Here is a 24,410-nt window from a genome sequence, read left to right on the forward strand (position 1 = left end):
CTGACTTTCCAAGGACTCTACGGCAGCGATGGCATCGTTCTTAGATAGCCGTGGATAGATGTGCATCTGCGCTACAACCGCCCAAACGTAACTTGTTCACGTGACCTGGTGAGGAGCTCGGCCAAGTCCTCTGTGACCATGCGCATACCGTCTGCCAATTCCAGCCCCATCGACCCTGCGATAGCAACACCCAGCGCGGCAAGGCAACCATCGTCGGCGGTCGCGATCTGAATCATCTGATCGGCCGAGATCGTATCCCGCCAACTTGCCAGCCGATGGAGGACGACAAGGTGGATATCCACTTGCATAGATTGAAAGAGCGTGGAGTCAGCCTCCCCAGATAGTAGCGACTCGCACAGCGGCGAATCGGTGTTGATGAATAAACGCACCGCTGAGCTAATGCTCCACTCGGGCCCCGCATCCTGCGGTGATTCAACGGCCCAAGGGGTATCTCGGCGATACGTCGCTTGAAATGAGACCGCCGAGGTAGGAAACCCGGCTGAAGTGTCTTCGAGGGACAAAGTGAGTGGCGGTGACATGCGCCAAAGCTTGGCGGCTTCATGCCGACCACTCGCACTGCCGGCAAGGGTGGGCAGCAGACCTGGCCCGACAACCCACACGTCGAGCGAGACCTCATCCGCCAGCAATTCGCCGTCAAGAATGACCAACCCGTCAGCAACCGTGCCGCCACCCGAATAACTTCGGATTGCAAGCTTTTCACGCCAGCTCGTACGCGATGCAAGGCAGGTCGCGACGACGTACGCTGCAATCTCGTCAGCTTCCGGGGACAGAGCGCTCTGTTCGTAGAAGTCATTCGAGATCGCTAGTCGAATACCAAACCTCAGGTCCGACCCTGGCACCCACGCAGACGTCAAATCGCTGAGTTCTACATCGGGTTCGATAAGCGTGACCATCGCGGTAACAGTGCTTGGCGATGGCGTGCGATATGGAAGAGACTCTACTGTTGCCACGAGGATTCTCCCGCCGTGAGTTCGATCCTGAAAGCACGACGGGCTGCGCCGACAAACTCCAAAGCGGCGGGCTGCCCGACTGGCAGGTCACACTCAATCGACCCGTTCGACTCCTGGTTCTGTAGCCACACTGGTTCTAGCTCGGCAGCGTTCACCGATTCGCGAATTCCTTCACCAATGGTGCTCACGGCAAGGCGCACTGCCAGGAACTGTGCATCGCCCAGGGGCGTAAAATCAACGCGCTGGCGTTGTCTCCCGTCAGCGAGCGTCTCAATGAGTCGAACGGAGTGTACCTCCACAGTTCCAGCACTCGTGACGGCGTGCTTGCCGTTTCTGCCAGCCTTCGTTCCCCCACCAACCACGCCAGGGGTCTTGGGTGCAGGCAACAAGCTCGCGAATCGCCGCGACAGGCCCCCGACGTGTGCTTTTTCGCCTTCCGACGAAGGCGAAACCACAGGTGGCGCCAGCTCATCTCGGATCCATCGTGCAACGGTGAGACGCGTGTGTCTTGCGACTCGCCCCGCTTCGCCTCCGCCTTCTTCTACCCATGCATCGTGTGCGGGCGGCTCCGCATCCGCGTAGATGCGGTCGAATTCCGGAGTCGATTTATAGACAGCGAGCCAGTCATACCCAGCGATGACTCCATGATCAACCCAATGCTCCGTGGAGACAATCAACTCTGCACTGTCACGCATAAGTGCGATGCGGCCGAGTTGTGACTCTCCCTTCAGCGGATCGAGGTCGTCTGACGCGAGGAGTGGTTCCATCGCTGTTACTCGGCGCACAAACGCCAAGTGACCGATCACTTTGTTGTGTCGTGTGATCGCCTGAACCTTGATCGGCAATGATTGCGGGCTCGCAAAGGGCCCAGTCTCTCCCCTGCGAGTTGCTCGAATTGCGTTCAGAGCCGCACCCCATAGATCAAGCGCTCCGGCCGGGTCCGCCTTTAGTGGAACCTGCACGCCCGCGATTATCAAGTTGAGCCCCATAGGATCTTCATCATGATCCGGGACTGGAATGAGCTTGGGCCAAAGGTGCCGTCGAATCGCCTGGCTTGCGTCTCTCGCGAAAAGGTCTTCCAGGGCTTCTTTGGATCCCGCCGTCCTGTCGATTTCATAGGCTTCTTCCGCGCCCGAAGCTCCTTCTACGACATTTGGGATGCGAGGATCAACGATCAGCATTGACGTGCCGGTCTCGCCTGAGTCGTAATGTCGCGAGAAAAAGTGCTCCCCCAAGCGTTGCGCGTCGTCTCCGACAACGGGGAGCACAATCTCGTCACCGGTTAGACCCCACCAATGGCGCCCCGTGTACTGCGTTTTGCCTTGATTGTAGGAGTCCTGAAACGCAGAAACGATAAAGCGGTGTTCCAGCTTGCCATCCATACCGACGCAACGGGTCCAATAGACGACCACTCCGATACCGCTATACGCGTACGCAGCGGTCTTCCCAAACCCGTATGTTCCTCCGCCCTGGCCGTCATCGCGCGGAACGCCGACCTTAAGGATGAGGTCTTCATAATTCTTGGGAACATCCGGACCAGTTGTTCGCAGATCAACGGGCCCATCAAGTCCGGTGGTGCCCCGATCATAGATTTCGAGGATATGAATGCTATTAGCCGAGGATTTGACGCTATGCCCTGGAGCCTTTGCCTCGCCTAGAAGCGTCTGTAGGTCACCCCTTAGGCGGAAATCCAACCTGCGTAAATGAATGCCGAATGAAGGGGTCTGACCATCGCGCCTCGCATCCCAGCTGTTCTGCGCGGTTTCTCGAACGAGGACCTCGAGGGGAGTTAGCTCCGTGCGCCCAAGGAGTCGGTCACCGCCTTTTCCGTCCATATCACCGGGACGAAATTGCTTGGGATGCCAATCTAGTTGCGGGACTCGGAACGTGGTGAGAATGGTCACAGCGCCGCCAGCACCACCGGAAGATCGGAGGACGATAGTTTGTCCGGACAGGCATCCAGGTGGAGCCCAAACTTTAGCCCGCTAACGCCTTGGAGATCAGCTTCTCGTAGCCTCGAGGCGCGCACACCAGGAAAGTCGGGACCGACAAAATAGAGCCGTTCCTCTCCAATTGAGAATCGGAGTTCCTCGTCAACGATAATTGGCGCGTCGGAGTTCGAGCGAGACAGAATATCGACCGATGAAACTCCGTGGGCGTGAATACGGTCGAGGAGGTCCTGAATCGTTAGCCCATTCGGGTCCTCGTCCACGCGAAAGGTTGCCAGGTGTAGAGAGCCACTTGGCGGCGGGTCCAGCTGGTAGGCACCATGGATGGAGACCTGGGGGCTATTCAGAGTGGTGTAGGTCTTCACTTCGAGCGCATTGGTCAGGTAAAAATCGTGGCGATATCCGTCCTTTCCGCGCCAAGCCTTCATCGCTCGGGTGGGGTCAACGGCTGCCATCCGCTCGAGAACAGTCAGTTCGCCAAACAACCCCACGATGTGGCTCTTGCTGACGGATTTCACCTGACGGTGCAACACCAGTCGCCAAGCATCGATTACTTCACGGAGCTCATCCACTGCATGGTGACCCGTGGCATCGACGCGATCTAGCATTTCGCCGACAAGCGACGCGAATGTATCGACAAGCCATTCCTCAACGCAGGTCACATCGAGGATCTCACGCCCATGCGTCCCCTGCACCGACGTCCATTGGGCGGGCAACACCTCACCGACCGACAGATCAAATTTCTTTACGCCATCGGGTAGCTCCACGAGGAGGTGGATCCGCTCGAACGAATCTTTCGCAAGAGCGACTTCGTGTGGCCGATAGAACGGGCCGATGATCGATTGAGCGTACTGACCAGCCGACGGCCGCTTGGGAGCGAGGTTGGCTAGCGCTGCTGCTACGCGGACTCGGCCTGAGTCATTCATCATTGCCCTTCCTTAAAGTCATCCTCATCGTCAATGAACCGAACAAGGCCATCTTCGCCCTGGTCGGGAAGTTCCTCATCCAGTTCGAGATCCGGCGCTGGATTCAGATCTACTGCGAAGTAGTTGTGGTCGTTGCTCTTGAGTGACCACGGGTAAACAATCCCGACACCGATCAAATCCTCATCCGCGTTCATCGCGACTCGCGCCGCGCTGGCGGTTCCGGCGGGCTGGGATGCCCGATCGATCGCGTACAGGACCACAACCCCTACCTCCGGGCACATCTCCTTGCGGAACGGCTTTACGTGCGTTTCGCGGCTCTTGTTCTTGTCCAACTTCTTCAGCCCTGCGGCCAAGTCTGGGTCGAGGAGATTGTTGACGGCCAGTATCTCAAGATCGAGCACCCAGTCGGATCCCGACATAAGCGCACGAATATTCACCAACTCAGCTGTTTCACTCACGGAGTCGGTCAGTTCCGGTGTGGCACGCCATCCGCCGGTTGCTGTCTCACTTAGCGGTGCGCGATTGACGAGACGCACGGAAGTTTCTTCGTCGAAGGCAAAGGTTCCCGCACCGCTCTTACCTGCAGCAAGAACGACATTCCAGCGAGCATCAGGACGATGCGTGGCAGCCCAGGACTTGACGGCATCCCCCCGCAGCCAACTTCCATCGGCCTCGTTACTCATGGCGTCCAGGAACGTCACCACCTCTGAGGTAGGAACACTGGAAAAGACCATCGCGTCGCCTGGTGCCGACGAACGCCGGACGGTGTGAGTGGCAGTTTCACGCGCCCGGGCAACGAAATCACGCGCCGCAGTTTGTCCGGCCAAAGCACCCACGCGAGATTTGTCAAGGATGGTCCGTTGGTGCCGTGTCCCCCCAAGGCCCACGTTGACAGCCTTCGTAGCCCACATCTTCCCCGGCGCGACAATGGATAGGCGGCCTGGGTGAGCCCGCACGCGAAGCGCGTATTCGCGCGGAACGCGCCCCTCCTTCTCCATCGTCACTACATCAGCTCTAAGCTCTTCCTCGACAATCGCGAGGTGACGGTAGTCGTTAAGCAGCCCGGACGACGCCCATACCCTAGCCAGGTCCTGGTAGTAGGGACGGAAGCCAAACCAGCGCCCCATCTGAAGCAACGTGTCGTAGGTGTTGGAAGTGCGAAGGAAGTATGACACGACAAGACCTTCGAGCGTCAGTCCTCGTGACAGCGTTCCACCACCGATCGCAATAATGAGCTGCGGCGTGTCATCGGGATAGGAAAGGCGATCCGTGGAGTATCCGTTATCCACAACAACCTTGATCTTTCCGATCAAGTCATACGCGCGAGCCCAGACCTCGTGCCATTCCGGTAGCTCGAGACCTTCGACCGCGCCGATCCCTTTCGTCTCTCGTAGAAAGACCTCCCGAAAGTTCTGCTCTTCAGATTGTCGTTCACCCGCAAGGTAATTTACGAACCCCGACATCATCTCCTTGAGACGCTCATGACCAAGCACGCGATGAGTGGTGTGGAGCAACATCGATGAGTGAGCAGCGGTGCCTGTCCTGAGCTCTCGGATCGCCGTCGCGAGTAGGAACCAACGAACAGCTTCTTCTAGCGAAGGCGCGAGTTCGGGTACGAAACTCGCAAGCGTCTTCTGGGTTGGTGTAACCATGTCGGCGTCGGACTGTGGAATGTCTCGTGAAAAGTTACCGGTGCTTGCGGCTTCGTCCTCACTATCGGCGTCTTGGGACAAGTTGAAGAATGTATCGACTCCCATGTATCCGGCGGGACGAGGCAGGGTCAGGACAAAGTCTTCTGGATAGAGGTCCTCTTGATCCTGTGGATCGATGAAGATATTCGCGAACGGTGTCGCTGTGTAAGCGAGATAAGTACCGGTGTTGGTGTTCTTCCAAATATCCCGCACAAGCTTATTGATCGCTGAGATCTCGAGCTTTTCACCCTTTGAGTTCGGGGTTGCCTGGTCAGATTCGTCGTCGATGATGAGCACACCGCGGTTGAAAGGTTGCCCTTGCGACAGCTTCTTCATGAAGGAGACCACATTCGCGAGACGCGTCGAATTCTTCTTGACGATCAAGACACCAACGTTGCCGTGGTTATTGAGAAAGCCGATATTGTCGGTCCCGGCAAAGTCGGAATGTGCTCCGGTAAGAAGGTGCCACGCGGGGCCGCCCTTCTCGCTCAAGACATTCATCGAGAGGTCCTTCGCGAGACGAGCTTGGGTCTGAGCTCGAAGATTCGAGTGCATACCCGCGAGAACAATAATGAGTCGGTATCCCGCGTCTACTGCTTTCGCGATGACGCCCGCATAGTTCGCGGTTTTGCCCGACTGCACGTATCCGATCACAAGCCCTTTGCGCTTCTCGCCATGCTGGTGAGGGTTCGCACACCGCGAGAGGATTCGCGTCGTAGATTCGTCGATGTCCTTGACGACGCCTTGCATCGCGGCAACCGCAGCCACTTGGTCTTTGGCCTTCGTGTCGAGTAGCTTCGCTTCGAGCCTCGTCTTATAGCTCGGCCAGGCTCCCTTGTGCACGAGGGGGCCGCTATACCAAGACACCGCTCCAGGATGACCAACGAGCATATTTCCGACCGAAATGTTGTCGACGCGCTCGCGTTGCGACTTCACGAACTGTTGGTAGGCGATCACAAATCCAGGGAACATAGCGTCGACAAGGGCCAACGACTCCTGCGTGGCCTTTGCGATCGGACGTCCGGCTGATTGTTGAGCCGACAGCATCCCTTCGAAGGCTCCGAGCCCAATCTGAAAATTAGCCGAGTCCATGTTCAACGTTGCCACCTCGAAATCGCCGTCAGCCCACACCGAGCTACTGACCTATTCGTAGCATGAATTCGTCATGCAATTCGTGCACGAAAGCACTGTTTATGCGGGAAGCCCATCGTCATCAAGATTTCGTGGCACAAACTCGTAGGGCTGGCCCTGGAACGATTTGAAAAGTGCTTCGAAAATGACACGCGCGCCTTCTGGCGGCACTGCCATCCCGACCTGTTTGCGCACACTCTCTTTCGAACCGAGGAAGACAAAATCATCATCGAACGTCTGGATGCGGGCACGCTCACGGTTCGTCAACGCACGAGGTTCATGCCAATGGTAGCCGTGAGTACCACCCCCGCCTGAGCCGGTGATCGTGTAGGACGGCTGGTCGGGGTCAAGGCGACGATAGATCTGACTCAGGGTCGCACCTCTGACATTCAGACGCAGATGCTCCGGAAGGTCCTCGGTATTGAAAACATTCTTCCCCGGTGGAATGTGGCGCAGTCGTTCTTCCACCAATGGGCTCTGTCGTGTGAGCTCCTGGTTTGCAAGATGGCGAGGAATGTCGCTCAGCACTGCGCTTACGGGCTTCCACTGATCACGATGCTTGTGTGTTGGTGCGGGGACTCGGAAGTTGACGTCAATGTCATTCCGCACACCAACGATGATGATGCGATGCCTGCGCTGTGGTACGCCGTATTCCTCAAACTTATAGAGGTGCGGGACAAGCGTGTAGCCCACGCCAGCAGCGCGCAGCTCACGCAGAATGATCGCGAAGTCTCTTCCATCGTTGGCACTACGGAGGCCACTAACATTCTCGGCGACAAACCACTCCGGCTGATGGTGTTGAAGCACGCGAGCGCCGTACTTGTAAAGCGGCCCAAAGTCGCCGTCCAAGCCTTTGCTCTCACCGACGAGACTGTAATCGTTGCAAGGGAATCCGAATGCGAACCCAGACGGCGATGGCAATGATTCGATGTCCAACTCGCGCACATCGCCGAATCTGACAGAACTGTTCGTCGCCCCAGGAATATTACGGACGTATGTGCGCACAGTGTCGCGATCGTAGTCGTTGGCCCACAAATGAGACAGCCCAACGCCCGCGTTCTTCGCTGCGGCGTGCGCGCCAGCGGCGATACCCCCAGGCCCTGAAAAGAGCTCACCCATCGTGAAATTAAGGCCCACTGACCAAGCTCCTCATCCAGCTGAATACTTCTAAACGCGTCACCTCACAAGCTCTTCGGTCATGGACCTCGAAGCGGTGAGACTCAGCCTCACGGGCCAGCATAGGTTGGCCCTGTGACACTGCTTAAAGCAGCCTACCTCTAGAAGCAGCATATCCTCCGATCGGACAGTTTGCAGCTTTGGGGAAACGCCCACATCCGGGCCCCGCCGATCGGCGGGCACCACCCTCCCCCGCCTCGCGCATCTCATACCCCTGAACTAAGCTGATTCCTGGGCAACACGCCCACTCAGGTATCTTGATATCAAGACACTTTTCAGCCTGTCACGCGAGGAGCTAGCCGCACGATGGCCAAGATCATCTACACCCACACAGACGAGGCGCCGCTTCTGGCAACGCACTCGTTCCTTCCGATCATCAGCGCCTTTGCTGGCACCGCTGGTGTAGAGATCGAGACTCGCGACATTTCGCTCGCCGGTCGCATCATCGCGGAGTTCCCCCAGAAGCTCACCGATGAGCAGCGCATCGGCGACGCTCTCGCAGAGCTCGGAGGCCTGGCCACCACCCCTGAGGCCAACATCATCAAGCTGCCGAACATTTCGGCATCGGTTCCGCAGCTGAAGGCAGCCATCGCTGAGCTTCAGGCCAAGGGCTACGACATCCCCAACTACCCCGACGAGGCAGAGACGGTCGAAGACCAGCACGTTCGTGCTCGCTACGACAAGATCAAGGGTTCGGCTGTGAACCCGGTTCTCCGTGAGGGCAACTCCGACCGCCGCGCACCGCTGTCGGTCAAGGAGTACGCACGCAAGTACCCGCACTCGATGGGCGCGTGGACCACTGACTCGAAGACCAACGTTGCCACCATGGGTGAGAACGACTTCTTCTCCAACGAGAAGTCGGTCATCATCGAGGCCGACGACGTTCTTCGCATCGAGCACGTCAACGCTGCTGGCGACGTAAAGGTTCTCAAGGAGAAGCTCAAGGTTCTCCCGGGTGAAGTCATCGACGGAACCTTCATCTCGGCAGCAAAGCTGGATGAATTCCTCGCCGCGCAGATTCAGCGCGCGAAGGACGAAGATGTTCTGTTCTCGGTGCACCTCAAGGCCACGATGATGAAGGTCTCCGACCCGATCATCTTCGGTCACGTTGTGCGCGCATTCTTCGCAGACGTCTTCGCCAAGTACGGCACCGAACTGCTCGAAGCTGGCCTCAACGGCACCAACGGCCTCGGCGCAATCCTCGACGGTCTGGGTGAGCTGCCCAACGGTGAAGAGATCCGCGCAGCGTTCAACGAGGGCATCGCTAACGGCCCGCGCCTCGCGATGGTCAACTCCGACAAGGGCATCACCAACCTGCACGTTCCGTCTGACGTCATCGTCGACGCGTCGATGCCGGCGATGATCCGCACCTCGGGTCACATGTGGGGCCCGGACGGCGCTGAGGGCGACACCCTCGCCGTCATCCCCGACTCCTCCTACGCCGGCATCTACCAGGCCGTGATCGACGACTGCCGCGCAAACGGCGCCTACGACCCGGTCACCATGGGCTCGGTTCCGAACGTCGGTCTCATGGCTCAGAAGGCCGAAGAGTACGGCTCGCACGACAAGACGTTCGAGCTGGCAGAAGCCGGAACCGTTCGTGTCGTCAACCAGGCTGGCGACGTGCTTATTCAGCACGACGTTGAGGCTGGCGACATTTGGCGTGCATGCCAGACGAAGGACATCCCGATCCGCGACTGGGTCAAGCTTGCTGTTTCGCGCGCACGCGCAACGGGCGACAAGACGGTCTTCTGGCTCGACGAGAACCGCGCACACGACGCTAACCTCATCGCTAAGGTCAAGGCTTACCTGCCCGAGCACGACACGACCGGTCTCGACATCGAGATCCTCGCGCCGTACGAGGCAACCAAGCTCTCGGTTGAGCGCATCCGCCAGGGTCTGAACACGATCTCGGTCACGGGTAACGTTCTGCGCGACTACAACACCGACCTGTTCCCGATTCTGGAGCTCGGAACCTCGGCAAAGATGTTGTCGATTGTTCCGCTTCTCAACGGTGGTGGTCTCTTCGAGACCGGTGCTGGTGGTTCCGCTCCGAAGCACGTTCAGCAGCTCGTTGAAGAGAACTACCTGCGTTGGGACAGCCTCGGCGAGTTCCTCGCGCTGGCAGCCTCGTTCGAGCACTTCGCGAACGTGAACGGCAACGACAAGGCACGCGTTCTCGGCGAGACCCTCGACAAGGCAACGGGTACGTTCCTGCTCGAGAACAAGTCGCCCGGCCGCAAGCTCGGAACCATCGACAACCGTGGTTCGCACTTCTACCTCGCCATGTACTGGGCCGAGGAGCTGGCCGCACAGACCGCTGACGCTGACCTCGCTGCAGCATTCGCAACGCTTGCGGAGACGCTGCGTTCGAACGAGCAGACCATCGTTGATGAACTGCTCGCGGTTCAGGGTTCGGCTGTCGAAATCGGTGGCTACTACCGCCCCGACGAGGCAAAGACCTACGCCGTCATGCGCCCCTCGGCAACGCTCAACGCCGCGATCGACGCTCTGTAAGAGTTTCGTTTAGTTGCGGGGTGGCCCGGTCGGATCTTCGGATTCGGCCGGGCCACTTTCATCGATTAGTGGGGATTTACCCCCGCAAATTCCCACTTAGATCCCACAAGTGGGAATTTGGTTGTGAGCTCAGTTCTGCGCTACTCGAGTTTAGATGTTGAAAACTTTATTGAAAGGCTCTTTAGATAAAGAATTGGTTGCCTTACAATAGGAAGATGAAGTCCACTCCGCTCCCAGTAAAGCGTGCGTTGCGCACTATCGGCCAAAACATGGCGACGCAGCGCAAGCTACTCGGTCTGACCGCGAAGATGGTTGCTGAGCGGGCGGGAACCACACCGCCCACCATCAGCAAACTGGAGCGGGGCGACGGTGCTTCTTTAGAGATCACGCTGAGCGTTCTCCGCGTCCTCGGACTCATGAACGAGATGGTTACCGCTACGGACCCGTACGAAACCGACCGAGGTCGCCTCATGGCCGACGAGGCGCTTCCCATTCGCGTGAGAGTGCCACGCGAGCACTGAGTCGATCCGGGCTGTCACGCACCATCACATCACGTCCGCGATTGAGGCGCTTTAGCAGCAACGAAACAAGAGCCGAGAGGATCTCGACCCCGCTCATTCACCCCTCTCCGCCGCCAGCCTCCGGTTAGTCTTCGCCGTCGCGACAGCGGTGTACGGGTCTTCGGGCCACGGGTGCTTCAGGTACCGGCCACGCGTCTCGGCTCGAACCTGCGCATACGGCCCCGCCCAGAATGACGCGAGGTCAGACGTCACAGCCAGCGGATGACCGCCGGGGGATAGCAAGTGGAAGACGACCGGAACCCGCCCGCCAGCGACCCGCGGAGATTCCAGCATTCCAAAGCACTCCTGCAGCTTCACCGCGACAACTGCCGACGCGTCGACATCGTCGTGGGGCGAGTACGTCACGCGAATCATCGCGCCACTCGCCACGCGCAGGCGCTCCGGCGCGAGCTCGTCAAAGGCGACGGCCTCAGGCCACGGCAACAACCGTCGCAGGGCCGAAGTCAGGTCGATCTTCGACACCGATCGACCTGCCGCGAGCGCCGACATCTCGGGTGCCAGCCAGTCATCGAGCCGCGCAAGCAATGCTTCGTCTGACATCGACGGCCAGGGTTCTCCGATCACCCGATGCAACAACGCGAGACGCGACCGCAGCGCCACCGCACTCTCCGACCACTCGAACAGGTCGAGCCCATCAGCCTGTAGCGCGCGACGCACGGCGCTTTCCGCTTCGACACCGGCTTTCACTGCAACCGGAACCGAAGAGCGCACGATCGCGCCCACCCGCTTCTCGCGCCGCGCAATAACGCGACCGTCAGCAAAGGTCGCTTCGATCCGATCCGTCATCATATGCTTCGCGGCAATCAGCACAGACTCTTCGTCGAGTGCGGCGGCGGCACGGATCACCGCGCCCGTTCCGGCAGCGACTCGACTCGTTGCCCGCGTGATGTCTGCGATGGCCAGCCATTCGGCACCCGCCAGCTCCCCGGCGACCCCAGCCCTGGTTCCGGATGCCAACTGAAATACCCCGTCAGACACGCGATGCGCGATGCGATGGGGAAAAGCGAGGGCAACAATCAGACCGACGGAATCAGGGCGGGCGGAACCTGTGGCCCGGCCGGCAAGGCGGGTGAAGCGATCGACTTCGCGGCTCCAGGCACGATGCTGCGGGTGCCTGCCATCGCGCAGCGCCCGCAGGGTGACGTCGAGGTCAGCGTCATCGGAGCGGATGTCGTCGCTCACTGCGGCGACGACCTCGGCCGCGACTCGTGAGCCCACAAGCTCGGCCCCATCGAGCAACGCGCGCGCCAGCCGCGGGTCAGTGGGTACGCGGGCGAGCTTGCGACCGAGCGGCGTCGCTCGCCCCTCGGCATCAATGGCGCCCAGGCGCTGGAGCGCGGCCTCGGCCCGCGCCACCGCGGTGGTCGGCAGCGCGTCGGGTAGGCGCAAACCTTCACCGCGCGGGGCGCCCCAGCAAGCTAGGAGGAGCGCCGCATCAGTGAGGTCGGCGGAGAAAATCTCGGGGGCAGCGAACGCGGGGGCGGCAACGAACGTGCGTTCGTCAACACAACGGAACACGGTTCCCGGTCCGAGACGGGCAGCACGACCCGCGCGCTGTACGGCGGATGCTCGCGGCGTTGAGACGGTGACGAGGCCTGACATTCCGCGGCCTGAATCGTACATCGGCACCCGCGACAAACACGAGTCCACGACGATGCTCACGCCCGGAACCGTGAGCGACGACTCAGCGATCGATGTCGCCACGATGATCCGCGTCGGCTGCCCGGCGCCGCGCTCTGAAACCGCGCGATCCTGCTCACGCGGCGGTGCCTGACCATGCAGCTCGAGCACGTCGGCGTCACGCACATCGTCGCGCAGGTGCCGCGCGATCACGCTCACTTCACGCGCACCCGGCGCGAAAACCAGGATGTCGGTGGTTGGTTCGCGGCGATGCGCATCTGCGGCGACTTGCGCAACGTGGCGCAAGAAGCCCGTGGTTACACCGCGCACATCCATGCGGTCGACCGCAGGTGGCGCCCAACGAACTTCGAGCGGATGCGCGACCGACTCGTACGACACGATCGGCGCGGGATCCTGCTCGCCGAGAACCGCGGCGAACCGCTCGGCATCGACGGTCGCCGACATGGCAATCACGACGATGTCATCGCGGAGCTGTCGCACTTCGCCCAGAAGCCCGATGAGCAGGTCGGTGTCGATGGCGCGCTCGTGAACCTCATCGAGAATGACGGCGCCCACGTCGGTGAGTCCGGGGTCATCCATGAGCCGTCGCAACAGAACGCCCGGCGTCACCATTTCGATCCGCGTTGCGTCGCTCATCGAACGCTCGCCGCGCACCGTGAAGCCCACGCGGTCGCCGAGGTTTGAGTTGTCGAGGCTCGCGAGGCGTCGCGTTGCCGCGCGGGCTGCAACCCGTCGCGGCTGGGTGACTATGACGCGTCCCTCAACGCGGTTGGCGACGAGGGGTGGAACCAGGGTTGTCTTTCCCGTTCCGGGCGCGGCTGTGATCACGATTGCGTTTGTTGCGTCGAGCGCCGTGGTCACACCACCGAGGGCGTCGTTGAACGCCAACCCGCGCCCGATGGTGGCGAGGTCAAAGGCGGCAGTCATTCTTCTATCTTCTCTCGAAGGACCAGCGAAGCTCACTCCCGGATCAGTCAGCCAACTAAGGTGAATCGGTCTCAGAAATGGGCAGTGCGAGCATCGACCGCGAGACGATACACAACTGAGCCCAACCCACGTAACCTTGCCCACCTTCCATTCACACGAATATTCCCTGTCGAATCCCGCCCGTCACCAACAACCCAGGCATAGCCTTGAAGTAGACCCCGCAACACACAAAGCCGCGGGCTCAAGTTCAAGGAGCAAACGCTATGCGCGCCGTACGTTTCACCGATTGGAAGACCAAGCCGTCGCTGAAGGAAATCCCCAAGCCCACCCCCGGCCCTGGTGAGGTGTTGCTGAAGGTTGCGGGAGCTGGCGCATGCCACTCTGACGTCGCGATCTACGCCGACTTCGAGGCAGGACAGGTGCACGGCCTGGAGCCCGAATTCACACTCGGCCACGAAAACTCGGGTTGGGTTGAAGAGGTTGGCGAGGGTGTCACCGGCTTCACCAAGGGCGACGCTTACCTCGTGTTCGGTCCGGTCGGTTGCGGCCACTGCGCCTCCTGCTCGCGCGGACAAGACACCTACTGCGAAAACGCAGCCACCAACCCGTACCAGGGCATCGGCCTCGGCCGCGACGGCGGCATGGCCGAATACCTCGTGGTTCCGGCCCGCAACCTGGTTCCGCTCGGCGACGCTGACCCCATCGACGCAGCACCCCTCGCAGACGCAGCCCTCACGCCTTACCACGCGATCAAGCTCGCCCTCCCGCAGCTCAACAAGGGTGGCGCAACTGCTCTCGTGATCGGCCTCGGCGGACTCGGCCAGATTGCCGTGCAGATCATCAAGGCCCTCACCGGCGCCACGGTCATCGCGACCGACATGAAGCCCGAAGCCATGGAACTCGCAGCCTCCCGCGGCGCCATCACGGTTCCGGGTGGCGAGGGTCAGGTCGAAAAGATCCGCGAGATCACGGGCGGCCGTGGCGTTGACGCGATCTTCGACTTCGTCGGCGTCACCCCCACGATCGAGCTCGGCCAGAAGACTATGGCTCAGGGCGGACGCCTCACGGTCGTCGGCATCGCCGGCGGCGTCGTGCAGTGGTCGTTCTTCACCAACCCGTACGAGTCGGTCATCACCAACACCTACTGGGGCACGATCGAAGACCTCCACGAAGTCGTCAAGATGTACCAGGCGGGCCAGATCGTTCCCGACGTGCAGCGCTTCACCATGGACCAGGCGCTCGAAGCCTACGAGTTGCTCGAAGCGGGCAAGCTCGCCGCACGCGCCGTCGTCATGCCGAACGCGTAAGGCGGACGCCTTCGCATAAGTAGCAAGGGGTGCCCGGAACCACGTGGTTGCGGGCACCCCTTGCGTTGCGGTGAGTGCCGGAATCGCGCGCCTGTCGCACGCGATGTCGGTGCAATCAGACAAGATGGGATGTGCCACGAAGACTGGCATGGAAGATTCACTCGCTCCGGACGATGGCGTCAGCGCCACCCGGCGCAGAACAGGTGCTGCAATGAGAACGGATGTCGTCAAACCTCGAGACGTATTCTTCAACCCGACGCGCTTCGTGGTTCCACTTTTCCAGCGCCCGTACGTTTGGTCGAAAGATCTACAGTGGGAGCCGCTGTGGAATGACATCACTCGACTTATCGAAGTGATTCAGCAGCACAACCAGGATGCAACGCACTTTCTTGGAGCGATTGTCATTCAGCAAACGCCAACCGCACTCGGGGCGCTGCCGACGTGGAACGTCATCGACGGGCAACAGCGCCTCACCACGCTGCAGATTCTGCTTGATGCCCTCCACGGGCAGCTTGAGCAACGCGACTTGACGCAACTCGCCGGGCAGATTCTGCCGCTGATCGAGAACCCCAGCGACTTCCGCCTCGACGAGTCGGACCGATTCAAGCTCTGGCCGACGAACCGTGACCGCGAAGGCTACGCCGCCGTCATGGCTGCGCCCGCACCGGTGGACTATGACGCGATCATCCACTCCCGCCTTGGCGTCGCACATCGGTTCTTCTCTGAGTCCATCGCGACCTGGCTCGAGGATGGCACTTCTGCGGAACAACGCGCGCGCATGCTTGTTCCGGCGATCACTGATCGTCTGGAGATTGCGGCCATCCGTCTGGATGCCCAAGAAGATGCCCAAGCCATCTTCGAAACTCTCAATGCTCGCGGAACCCCGCTCTCTGCTGCCGATCTCATCAAGAACTTTGTTTTCCAGAACCTTCCCGGCTCGCCCCAAGCGGCGGAAGACGCGTACCTCAAATACTGGGCCGAGTTTGAGACAGAGTGGTGGGAGGCGCCGGTCACAACCGGCCGCATCACCAATCCGCGCGCGTCACTCTTTCTCTGGCAGTGGTTGACCGCCCGCACGCTCGAAGAGTTTCCGATTCGCGAGGTGTTCACGCAGTTCAAGCACTACGTGAACACCGTCGCGAAAGACATCCCGGCACTTCTCGCTCACATTCGCGCTTCGGCCGACCGCTACCGCGCGATCATCGAAGCTTCGGAGAAGAACAGCGGTGTATTGAGTCGCGTTGAGCTCTTCAGCTACCGCGTCGGCACCCTTGACTCTGAGGTTTCCAGGCCGCTTATCATCTGGCTTGATGAACCGGAGCAGGCCAACCTCACTCTTGCCGACAAGAACCAAATTGTGTCGACTCTTGAGAGTTGGTTCGTTCGACGCTCGCTGGTGAAAGTTTCATCACAAGGTACCAACCGCTTCATCATTGACCTGCTGAAGAAGCTCCGCTCATTACCTGCAACCGAGCAACCGGCGGCCGTCGCTGACTACCTTGCATCGAGCCGACTGGTTCCGGGATATTGGCCCGGCGACACCGAGGTTCGCGAGTCTCTCGTAGGCGCAAAGGCATACTTGAAGTACCGCCGCAACCGCCTGCGCATGGTGCTCGAAGCGCTCGAAGACTCCAAGCGTGGATACCCTGACGGCAAGCAGTTCGCCATGGAACCAGTGACCCGCAACATAGGAACCGTCGAACATCTGATGCCTCAGAAGTGGCGAAAACACTGGGTCGCCGACCTCACCGAAGAACAGCAGCAAACCCGAGACGCGACACTTCACCAGCTCGGCAACTTGACGCTGACGACGCAGAAACTAAACAGTTCGCTCAGTCACAGCGACTGGGCAACAAAACGAGACGTGCTCGACAAAGATGTGGTCTTGTTGACAAGAGATGTTCTCGCCACGGCGCCAGACGCGTGGGACGAAGAGCACATCGAGGTTCGCACGGAACAGCTCATTGAGATGGTGCTCGAGATCTGGCCGGTGCCTGCCGGGCACGTCGGTGCGGTGGCAGAGAAGCGCGACATGCCGACCACAATCGGCGGCGTGTTCGTGCATCACCTTGTTGAGTCGGGCATACTTCCCGCCGGGTCCCGGCTGCAACCACGCACCGATGACCCGCAGTTCGCGGGCGTGATTGCCATCGTTCGAGAAAACGGATCCCTCCAGGTCGGAGATGCTGTCGCCGATTCTCCGTCGGGTGCCGCGCGCCTCGCAACCGGTCGCCCCACGAACGGATGGTGGTGGTGGGTTCTCGAAGGAACGGCCCGCACTCTCAGCGACGTTCGCGCGGATTATCTCGCTACGCAAATGACGCTCGAGTAGCCGTTCGAATCTCTACACGACAGCAAAGGGGTGCCCGGAACCACATGGTTGCGGGCACCCCTTTGCGTTTCGTTGCGAGGCGGGTACTAGGCCTTCTTCACGATGCTTGACTTCAGCAGCATCGGACCGAACCCGTCGACCTTGGCGTCGATGTCGTGGCCGTTGACGGGGTCGATGAGGCGAATGCCGCGCACCTTGGTGCCGGGCTTGATGCCCTGGGGCGAGCCCTTCACCTTGAGTGAGGTCGTGATCACGACGGTGTCACCATCGGCGAGCACATTGCCAACCGCATCCTTGACAACCCGGGCAGACTCACCCGATGGTTCCGCTTCGCCCTCAGCTGGCGACCACTCGTGGCCGCACATCGGGCACACGAGCAGCGCACCCATTTCGTAAGCGTGCTCGCTGGAGCACTCGGGGCAGAGCGGAAGTGCGTTCGTCATGCTCGCATCGTAACGCGATATGATGGATTTATCACATCGTAAAGCCGTGGCCATGGCGTCGGCGGAGAGGAACCGCATGCTCACCGACCCGACGCGCCCCCTTTACGAAGTGAAGGCCGGGCTTTTCAAGGGCCTCGCGCACCCCATTCGCATCCGCATTCTCGAGGTGCTCTCCGCACAGCCCGAGGCCTCGGTTTCCGAGCTCCTCGCCGACACCGCGCTCGAAGCCTCGCACCTCTCGCAACACCTCTCCGTGCTGCGCACAAACCACCTCGTCGTCTCCGAGCGCCGCGGCAGCCTCGTGTTCTACCGCCTCGCCTACCCGCAGGTCGCTGACCTCCTCCACGTTGCCCGCGACCTGCTCGGCGAGATGCTCGAAACCACGCACCGTCACCTCTCCGAGCAGTCCCGATGAGCGCCGCACAGCGGGGCGTGCGGTCGCTCCTCCCCTCGCTTGACGACTACCGCCAACTCCCGCGCACTTGGAAGGGCGACATCCTCGCCGGCGTCACCGTCGGCATCGTCGCGCTCCCCCTCGCCCTCGCGTTTGGCGTGAGCAGTGGCGCTGGCGCCGAAAGTGGGCTCGTCACCGCCATCATCGCTGGCATCGTCGCGGCCGTCTTCGGTGGGTCCAACGTCCAGATCTCGGGCCCCACGGGCGCCATGGTGGTGATTCTGGCGCCGACGCTGGCGGTGCACGGAACCACGTCGCTGGCTCTCATCTGTTTGCTGGCGGGAATCATGGTGGTTGCGGCCGGTGCGCTCCGCCTCGGCCGCACGGTGTCGTACATTCCCTGGCCGGTGATCGAGGGATTCACCCTCGGCATCGCAGTCATCATCTTCTTACAGCAGGTGCCGACCGCGACCGGCGGGCACGGCGACAGCACTAATGCCGCCGTTGCGGCCGTGCAGGCGACCCTCTCGGCAACCTGGCCACAACTCGGCTGGTCGTTGTTGCTGGTTGCGATCGTTGTCGTTGTGATGCTGGTGTCGCTCAAGATCCACCCGCGCTTTCCCGGCTCCCTCGTCGCCATCGTGATCGCCGCGATCATCGCCGCCGCCTTCAACCTGCCGGTCGACACAATCGGCGAACTGCCCACGGGCCTGCCCGCACCCACAATCCCCTCCTTCGACCTCGCGTCAATCACCGCACTGCTCGGCCCCGCCGCCGCGGTCGCCGCCCTCGCCGCGATCGAGTCCCTGCTGTCGGCCCGCGTCGCCGCGACCATGTCAGACACCGGCCCGTTCGACGCCGACCGCGAACTCGTCGGGCAGGGCCTCGCCTCCATCGCCTCCGGACTCTTCGGGGGCATGCCCGCCACCGGTGCGATCGCCCGCACCGCCGTCGCCGTGCGCGCTGGCGCCCGCACCCGCGTCACCGCCATGACGCACGCGCTCCTTCTTCTCGTGATCGTGCTGATTGGTTCCGCCGTCGTCGCACACATTCCGCTCGCCGCCCTCGCCGGCGTACTCATGGTGACAGCGGTGCGCATGGTGGCACCCCACACGGTGCGGGTCATCCTGCGCACATCGCGCGCCGACGCCGTCATCTTCTGCCTGACCGCCATCATCACCGTGAGCGTCGACCTGATTTACGCGGTGCTGATCGGTCTCGTTGTCGCCGGCTTCTTTGCCCTGCGCCAACTCGCCCGCACGAGCGGCGTGTTCCGTGAAGCGTTGCCGGGCGAACCCCAGCCGGGAGATGACCGCATCGCGGTGTTCCGCCTCGAAGGTGCACTCTTCTTTGGGGCCGCGGAACGCACGCTCGAAGAAGTCTCGTCGTTGCGCGGTGTCGAGGTGGTCATTTTGCGCATGTCACAGCTGCAGTTGCTCGACGCGACCGGCGCACAGGTGGTGACCGAAATCATCACCGCGCTCGAGCGCCGCGGCATCACCGTACTCGTCAAGGGCATCCGCGAAGACCACCGCGCACTCGCCGAACGCGTCGGCGTCATCTCATCACTGCGCCACCAAAACCATCTGTTCGACGACCTCGAGCTCGCCGCCGCACACGCCCGCAGCCACATCGCGCGCGGCGAAGCATCAGCACGTTGAGGTATCGCAAGACCGAAATGCCACACTCTGACATTCCGGGAATACTGCACCGCTGGCCACCGTTACTTCTCCCGACGCCGTAGTCCGCGAGGATGCGGCGATCACTTTTTCCCCACACTTTCAGGAGTAATTCGTGCCCAACCTTATGGTCATCGTCGCCAGCACCCGCCAAGCCCGCATCGGAAGCACCGTCGCAGATTGGGTCATTGCCGCAGCGAACGAGCGCACCGACCTCACCGTCGACGTTGCTGATCTGCAGGAGATCGGCCTGCCGTTCTTCGACGAGGCACACCCGCCCATGATGGGCAAGTACGAACTGCCCCACACCCTCGCCTGGGCTGAGCGCGTTGCCGCTGCCGACGCCTTCCTCTTTGTCAGCCCCGAGTACAACGGCTCGTACCCCGGCGTGCTGAAGAACGCCCTCGACTACCTCCTCGCCGAGTGGCAGGGCAAGCGCGCCGGCATCGTCGGCTATGGCGCCTACCCCGAGAGCCGCATGATCGGGCAGCTCGACTTCGTGCTCGGCAACCTCGGCCTCACCCGCACCACGAGCGACCTGCAAGTACAGAACCCGTGGGCTCTGCTCGACGCCGACGGCAAGCTCGTCGCACCCGCCGAGCTCAACGACGCTCTCGCCGCGATCATCGACGAACTCGCCGTCGTGAACGCGGAGCCGGTCGCCGTCTAACGATCGAACCCTTTCACGGGGTGTCGGAACCATATGGTTCCGGCACCCCGTTGTCATACGCCACGGAGCACGGAGAGCAAGACATCCGAAACCACGAATTCGCCCGCAACCCTGTGCCTGACCCGCGCGCACCCATACGCTGAAGGCGAGCGGGGGCTTCGCATCCTCCGCCGCACCCGTGCACGTGTGGACGGAAGGGATGCCACCACAATGACTACCGAACCGATCGAGCCCATCGACGAAGACGACGACGGCCTACCCATCTACCTCGCACCGCTAGATCCCGGCGATGTTCCAGCCTTTTGCGAGCGCCTCATCACCCACTTCGACACCGTCGACGAGGAGGGTGAATTCACTTTCGAAGGCGTTGACGTCGACGTCGCGCATGGTATTTGGCTGCTCGGACTCGCCGCTTACGACCACGAAGAAAACCTCGCGATGGATCCCGCCGACGTCGATCGCGAACTGCCAACGCACGGCGTCGGTGGCTACGCGCAAGTGGTGACCGACTGGACACGCGCGGCACGAGCGAGCCTCCACGCCGCTTGGGGCGAACCGCAGACGCGTCAGCCTCGCCTTGTCGGCGATGAGCAAGAGCCCGAAGGCATCCTCGACTATCTGATGCTCTCCGTCGGCATCGCCGAGGCCGAGCTATGGGACCGCGGAACCGGTTTTCTCGCGTTGCTGACGGATTGGACCGGAGAAGTCGGAACCAGTGAGCTGCGGCAGATTGCAATGATCGTTCCGCGGGAGCTGGTTCTCGGCGGCATGGCCGCCGCGATGAGTCAGGCAGACATGGCCGATGCGCATCTGATGAGTGGTGAGAACATCGTCGAGCTGCACCGCCGCGCGTGGCTCATGTCACGTCTGTTTGGTGCGGGCGAAGAGCGAGTGCGCGACGCTGCCCTAGACGCAACACGGTTGAGCTTGCAGTCGCGTTCTGGTGTCACCACGGTATGGAACTTCACCGACGACGGGCGTGCGCTCGTGCTTCTCTACGACCCCGAATGCGCGTTCGTCACTGACGCCCCCGCCCAGTTCATCGCCGACCACACCGTAAACGACACCGAAAGCGGCGAACCCAGCGAGGGCGATGTTGCCGAGGCGCACGCGATTCTCGTCGCGCGCATTCTGGCAACCGTGCCAGAGGAGCTCCGTGCACTCATCACCGCCCCCACCGTGACGGCAAAGGGCGAGGTGGGCACGCAGCCACTGGAGTTCGTCATCCTGGGCGACCAACCGGTTCCGCTCATTTCTGCTGCCGTCTGGTACGACGGCGAGCACTGGAACGTGCCGGCAAGCCTTTTCGAAATCGGTGGTCAGAACGGTTTGGCATTTGATGACTTCGGTCTTGCCGACGCCCTGCGCCGGCCCTACCGACTCGGCGGAGAGTTCACCGCGAACCTTTTCGCGGGCGACGACGCAGAACAGAATGCGCACCTCGAAGAACTATTCGCGATGTGCCCCTACCCACAGCAGCCGCGGCCCGAGGGTGACGCTGTGTTGGGCAACGCCATTCCGCGTGGCAGCTCGTTTGCAGAGCTGGCTGAGCAGATCGAGCGCGCGTCGGCAGCCTGGTGGGAGAGCTCACCATCGACGGCGGCGTGGAACGACCACACCTTCTCGATCGGCGGGCGTGAACTGCGCCACGATGAGCGTGCCATTTCTACCGTCTTGGGGCTCGCGAACTCCTGGACGGTTGACGCCTTTGCGACCTGGACCAATAGCTTCATTGACTTCTTGACCGAGCGGTGGGGTACCGCGGTGAACTTCACGGTGGCAGACCAGAACACCGACGAAGTGCGCCGCACTCCGCTCTCGCGCACGATGCGATCACTCGGAATCCACCAGGGCCCACTGTGGTGGGTGAATGGTCATGCCGTCATCGTGCTGGGCGGCATTCCCGACGCTGACTCCGCCATGGATCCCGACCCGCTGGCCGCTGTTGTGATCGCCCGCGCCGACGCCGTTCTCGACATGATGCGCGGCACGCGGTGGTGGTCGCTGCGTAAGCGAGCGCGCACACTCAGTGAGCTGTCGCGCCTCACCGATTCGACCCTGGCCCCGGCATCAACCCTCTCCTGGGCGGGCCCTGCGCTGCCCGGATCAGACGTGGTTCCGCACGCCGTTCGCGGCGCGTTTCGCACAAATGATCGCTCGTGGTTCTACGCTTTCACACACGACGCGCGCGGACTCTTCCTGTCCTACCCGCTCGATGCCGCATCTCTTAGCCCGACCATCGAGACGCAACGTGATCTGTTCGCCGGCGTTCCCGATGACCTGCTTTCGCTCATCGTTGACCGCGATAGCGGCGGGCTGTACCCCCTCGTCAGCGGCGTGCCCGTCGGCGACGGCGTACTTCGTTCCGCTGTCTCGCTACCGGCCGTCGACACCGTCGTTTGGCGCGATGACGTCGACTGGCGACTGTCTGAGGGGATGCTGCGCCGCGCCCAGCCGGCACAGATGGGAAGCGGCGCGGAGGCTTCGCATGACAGCGGATTCGAAACGTATCTGTCGCCTGCCACGGGTATTCCGCAGCTCCAGTGGGCGCTGGGTGTCGGGTACGACGATCGCGACCCCGAGGGCTACGCCGACGCGCGGTTTGCGAGCTTCGCGTTGCCGCGGCCGATCGAGCCCGCGACGGCACAGCTTGCCATGGACGCCCTCGGCACCTGCCACCTGAACGCGCTCACCGGCACGCTGAACCACCTGCTCGATGTGATTGCTGACACCCCCGGCGACCGGCATCTCGTGGAGGCCGCGCTCAGCAACCCCGACCCCACGAACCGCCGCGAGATTGCGCTGTGGTTGATGCGCGATCCGATGCCGTCGATCACGCACCAGCTCTCGTTCCTGACGCCGGTCAACGTGCTGCTCGAGAACCCCACGCTCGGCGCGAGCGATGCCGTGGTGCTGGCTCGCATGCTCGATCTTGGCGCCTCACCCTTCCCCGGTCTCGTCGGCAACGTCGATCCGTTTGCGCAGCTCGACCGCCGCGCTGCCGGTGGCACCGATGTCGCGAAGCTTCGGGCAGTTCTGCTTGAGGCGAGGGAGATCGGAACAACGTCGCGGTAGAAAATTCGGCATACTGAAAGAGCGGCCCGAGCGGATCAGATCCCGTTCGGGCCGTTTTTCTGCCTCACGCCGGGTAGGTGATTACTCCGGTGTCGCCGACAACCGCACCCTCACTCAGCCGTGCCGCCTCGAGGTTCCGCTCACCCATAATGTGCTGCACCGCACCGCCGCGCGCCAGCACATAGTCGGCAATGATGCGCCGATGACACCGCCACCACACCGCCTCGGAGCACATCAGCGCGAGCGAGCCGTGGGCGGCCTGCGCGATGGCATCGTCGAGACCGCGCGCAAATTCGGGCGACAGGGCATGGTCGGCGTAATTGTGAAAACTGCGGTTTTGCCACCAGGCGTTGACCTCGAACGGCACGGTCTTGCTCACCGGCCGGCGCCCGGTCAGCGGCTCGTTGCGCTCGAACGCGATGCCGGTGTCGGCGAGCGCCGCGGCCAGGGTATCGGCGTTGAACCACGGATACCGCGTCGAACCTGGCAGCTTGCGCACGTCGACGACACGGCGAATATCGGAACCATGTAGTAGCGCGACGAATTCATCGAGCGTGCGCGTGGAGTGGCCGATCGTGAACAGCGTGTCAGTCATTGACGCGTTTCAGCGCGGAGCCTTTGTGTGCCGCAATGTGATCGGTCTTGTCGCTCTTGATTTCGTATTGCGGGTCATCTGGCGACGCTCGGTGCGTGTGCCCCTTGTATTCAAAATCTGCCGTGTGCACGTGCGTGATGGTTCCGCTCACGTGCCCCGCCTCGGAGTTCCACGAGACGTGATCGCCAACCTGAAAGTGCTCGGTCATGACAGCATCGTGCCGCCGGTTGCCGTGTCGCGCCACCCCCTTGCGCGGCGGAGTCAGTCCGATCGCATCAACGGGGGAGGCCACTCCGTGCAAAACGCCGAGAGTTGTCCCCACCTGTGGATAACTCGGTGGATAACCTGTGCGAAAGTGCCCCAAAGTTGTTCACAGGCCCGTGGATAACTGTGGAAATCGAAGAG

General features: G+C 61.6%; 17 protein-coding genes. 8 read left to right on the plus strand and 9 right to left on the minus strand.

Translation table 11 applies throughout. The annotated features are described in order from the left end of the window. Positions 1-71: 71 nt before the first annotated feature. From KTJ77_RS11900 to KTJ77_RS11920, 5 genes are read right to left on the minus strand one after another with little or no spacing between them, the layout of a single operon-like run. Entirely contained in the window at positions 72-971 is a 900-nt protein-coding gene (locus KTJ77_RS11900) for a hypothetical protein (RefSeq protein ID WP_217338752.1), read from the minus strand. Further along, positions 959-2,875: a hypothetical protein gene (locus KTJ77_RS11905; protein WP_217338753.1), complete on the minus strand. Its 1,917-nt coding sequence runs from the start codon at positions 2,873-2,875 to the stop codon at positions 959-961. Before KTJ77_RS11905 ends, KTJ77_RS11900 begins: the two co-directional genes overlap by 13 nt. Next, entirely contained in the window at positions 2,872-3,849 is a 978-nt protein-coding gene (locus tag KTJ77_RS11910) for a PD-(D/E)XK motif protein (protein WP_217338754.1), read from the minus strand. Before KTJ77_RS11910 ends, KTJ77_RS11905 begins: the two co-directional genes overlap by 4 nt. Next, positions 3,846-6,668 carry a Z1 domain-containing protein gene (locus KTJ77_RS13735; protein WP_217338755.1) on the minus strand — a complete coding sequence of 941 codons (2,823 nt, stop codon included), beginning with the start codon at positions 6,666-6,668 and terminating at the stop codon, positions 3,846-3,848. Before KTJ77_RS13735 ends, KTJ77_RS11910 begins: the two co-directional genes overlap by 4 nt. 60 nt (positions 6,669-6,728) lie before the next feature. Then, positions 6,729-7,787, minus strand: a complete 1,059-nt coding sequence (locus tag KTJ77_RS11920) for a DNA cytosine methyltransferase (RefSeq protein WP_217338756.1) — start codon at positions 7,785-7,787, stop codon at positions 6,729-6,731. A gap of 363 nt (positions 7,788-8,150) precedes the next feature. Between KTJ77_RS11920 and KTJ77_RS11925 the strand changes: the two genes are divergently transcribed. Beyond that, the gene (locus KTJ77_RS11925; RefSeq protein WP_217338757.1) at positions 8,151-10,361 is read left to right on the plus strand and encodes an NADP-dependent isocitrate dehydrogenase; all 2,211 of its coding nucleotides are present in this window, start codon (positions 8,151-8,153) and stop codon (positions 10,359-10,361) included. 215 nt (positions 10,362-10,576) lie between these two features. Then, the gene (locus KTJ77_RS11930) at positions 10,577-10,882 is read left to right on the plus strand and encodes a helix-turn-helix domain-containing protein (protein ID WP_217338758.1); all 306 of its coding nucleotides are present in this window, start codon (positions 10,577-10,579) and stop codon (positions 10,880-10,882) included. A 93-nt stretch (positions 10,883-10,975) separates the two neighbouring features. Here the strand turns inward: KTJ77_RS11930 and hrpB are convergent, their stop codons facing one another. Further along, on the minus strand, positions 10,976-13,510 hold the full coding sequence (gene hrpB / locus KTJ77_RS11935; protein ID WP_217338759.1) for an ATP-dependent helicase HrpB: 2,535 nt from the start codon (positions 13,508-13,510) through the stop codon (positions 10,976-10,978). 263 nt (positions 13,511-13,773) lie between these two features. Between hrpB and KTJ77_RS11940 the strand changes: the two genes are divergently transcribed. Both KTJ77_RS11940 and KTJ77_RS11945 read left to right on the plus strand, forming a co-directional pair. Then, positions 13,774-14,817: an NAD(P)-dependent alcohol dehydrogenase gene (locus tag KTJ77_RS11940; RefSeq protein ID WP_217338760.1), complete on the plus strand. Its 1,044-nt coding sequence runs from the start codon at positions 13,774-13,776 to the stop codon at positions 14,815-14,817. A 211-nt stretch (positions 14,818-15,028) separates the two neighbouring features. Continuing rightward, on the plus strand, positions 15,029-17,149 hold the full coding sequence (locus KTJ77_RS11945; protein WP_217338761.1) for a DUF262 domain-containing protein: 2,121 nt from the start codon (positions 15,029-15,031) through the stop codon (positions 17,147-17,149). A gap of 86 nt (positions 17,150-17,235) precedes the next feature. On the opposite strand, the gene KTJ77_RS11950 is transcribed toward KTJ77_RS11945, so the two are convergent. Beyond that, the gene (locus KTJ77_RS11950) at positions 17,236-17,592 is read right to left on the minus strand and encodes a zinc ribbon domain-containing protein YjdM (RefSeq protein WP_217338762.1); all 357 of its coding nucleotides are present in this window, start codon (positions 17,590-17,592) and stop codon (positions 17,236-17,238) included. Between the two features lie 76 nt (positions 17,593-17,668). On the opposite strand from KTJ77_RS11950, the gene KTJ77_RS11955 reads away from it, so the two are divergent. From KTJ77_RS11955 to KTJ77_RS11970, 4 genes are all read left to right on the plus strand, one after another. Then, entirely contained in the window at positions 17,669-18,007 is a 339-nt protein-coding gene (locus KTJ77_RS11955) for a metalloregulator ArsR/SmtB family transcription factor (RefSeq protein ID WP_217338763.1), read from the plus strand. Beyond that, positions 18,004-19,647: a SulP family inorganic anion transporter gene (locus tag KTJ77_RS11960; protein ID WP_217338764.1), complete on the plus strand. Its 1,644-nt coding sequence runs from the start codon at positions 18,004-18,006 to the stop codon at positions 19,645-19,647. The genes KTJ77_RS11955 and KTJ77_RS11960 overlap by 4 nt, the downstream gene beginning before the upstream one ends. Before the next feature lie 133 nt (positions 19,648-19,780). Further along, positions 19,781-20,335, plus strand: a complete 555-nt coding sequence (locus KTJ77_RS11965) for an NAD(P)H-dependent oxidoreductase (protein ID WP_217338765.1) — start codon at positions 19,781-19,783, stop codon at positions 20,333-20,335. Between the two features lie 210 nt (positions 20,336-20,545). Then, positions 20,546-23,410, plus strand: coding sequence for a hypothetical protein (locus KTJ77_RS11970; RefSeq protein ID WP_217338766.1), 2,865 nt, complete (start codon positions 20,546-20,548; stop codon positions 23,408-23,410). 64 nt (positions 23,411-23,474) lie between these two features. Here the strand turns inward: KTJ77_RS11970 and KTJ77_RS11975 are convergent, their stop codons facing one another. Both KTJ77_RS11975 and KTJ77_RS11980 read right to left on the minus strand, forming a co-directional pair. Then, positions 23,475-24,005, minus strand: coding sequence for a DUF488 family protein (locus KTJ77_RS11975; protein ID WP_217338767.1), 531 nt, complete (start codon positions 24,003-24,005; stop codon positions 23,475-23,477). Further along, complete coding sequence (locus KTJ77_RS11980) at positions 23,998-24,213, minus strand: DUF2945 domain-containing protein (RefSeq protein ID WP_217338768.1); 216 nt, start codon at positions 24,211-24,213, stop codon at positions 23,998-24,000. Before KTJ77_RS11980 ends, KTJ77_RS11975 begins: the two co-directional genes overlap by 8 nt. Between the last annotated feature and the right edge of the window lie 197 nt (positions 24,214-24,410).

Source organism: Microbacterium sp. NC79 (assembly GCF_019061125.1).
Lineage (GTDB): Bacteria > Actinomycetota > Actinomycetes > Actinomycetales > Microbacteriaceae > Microbacterium.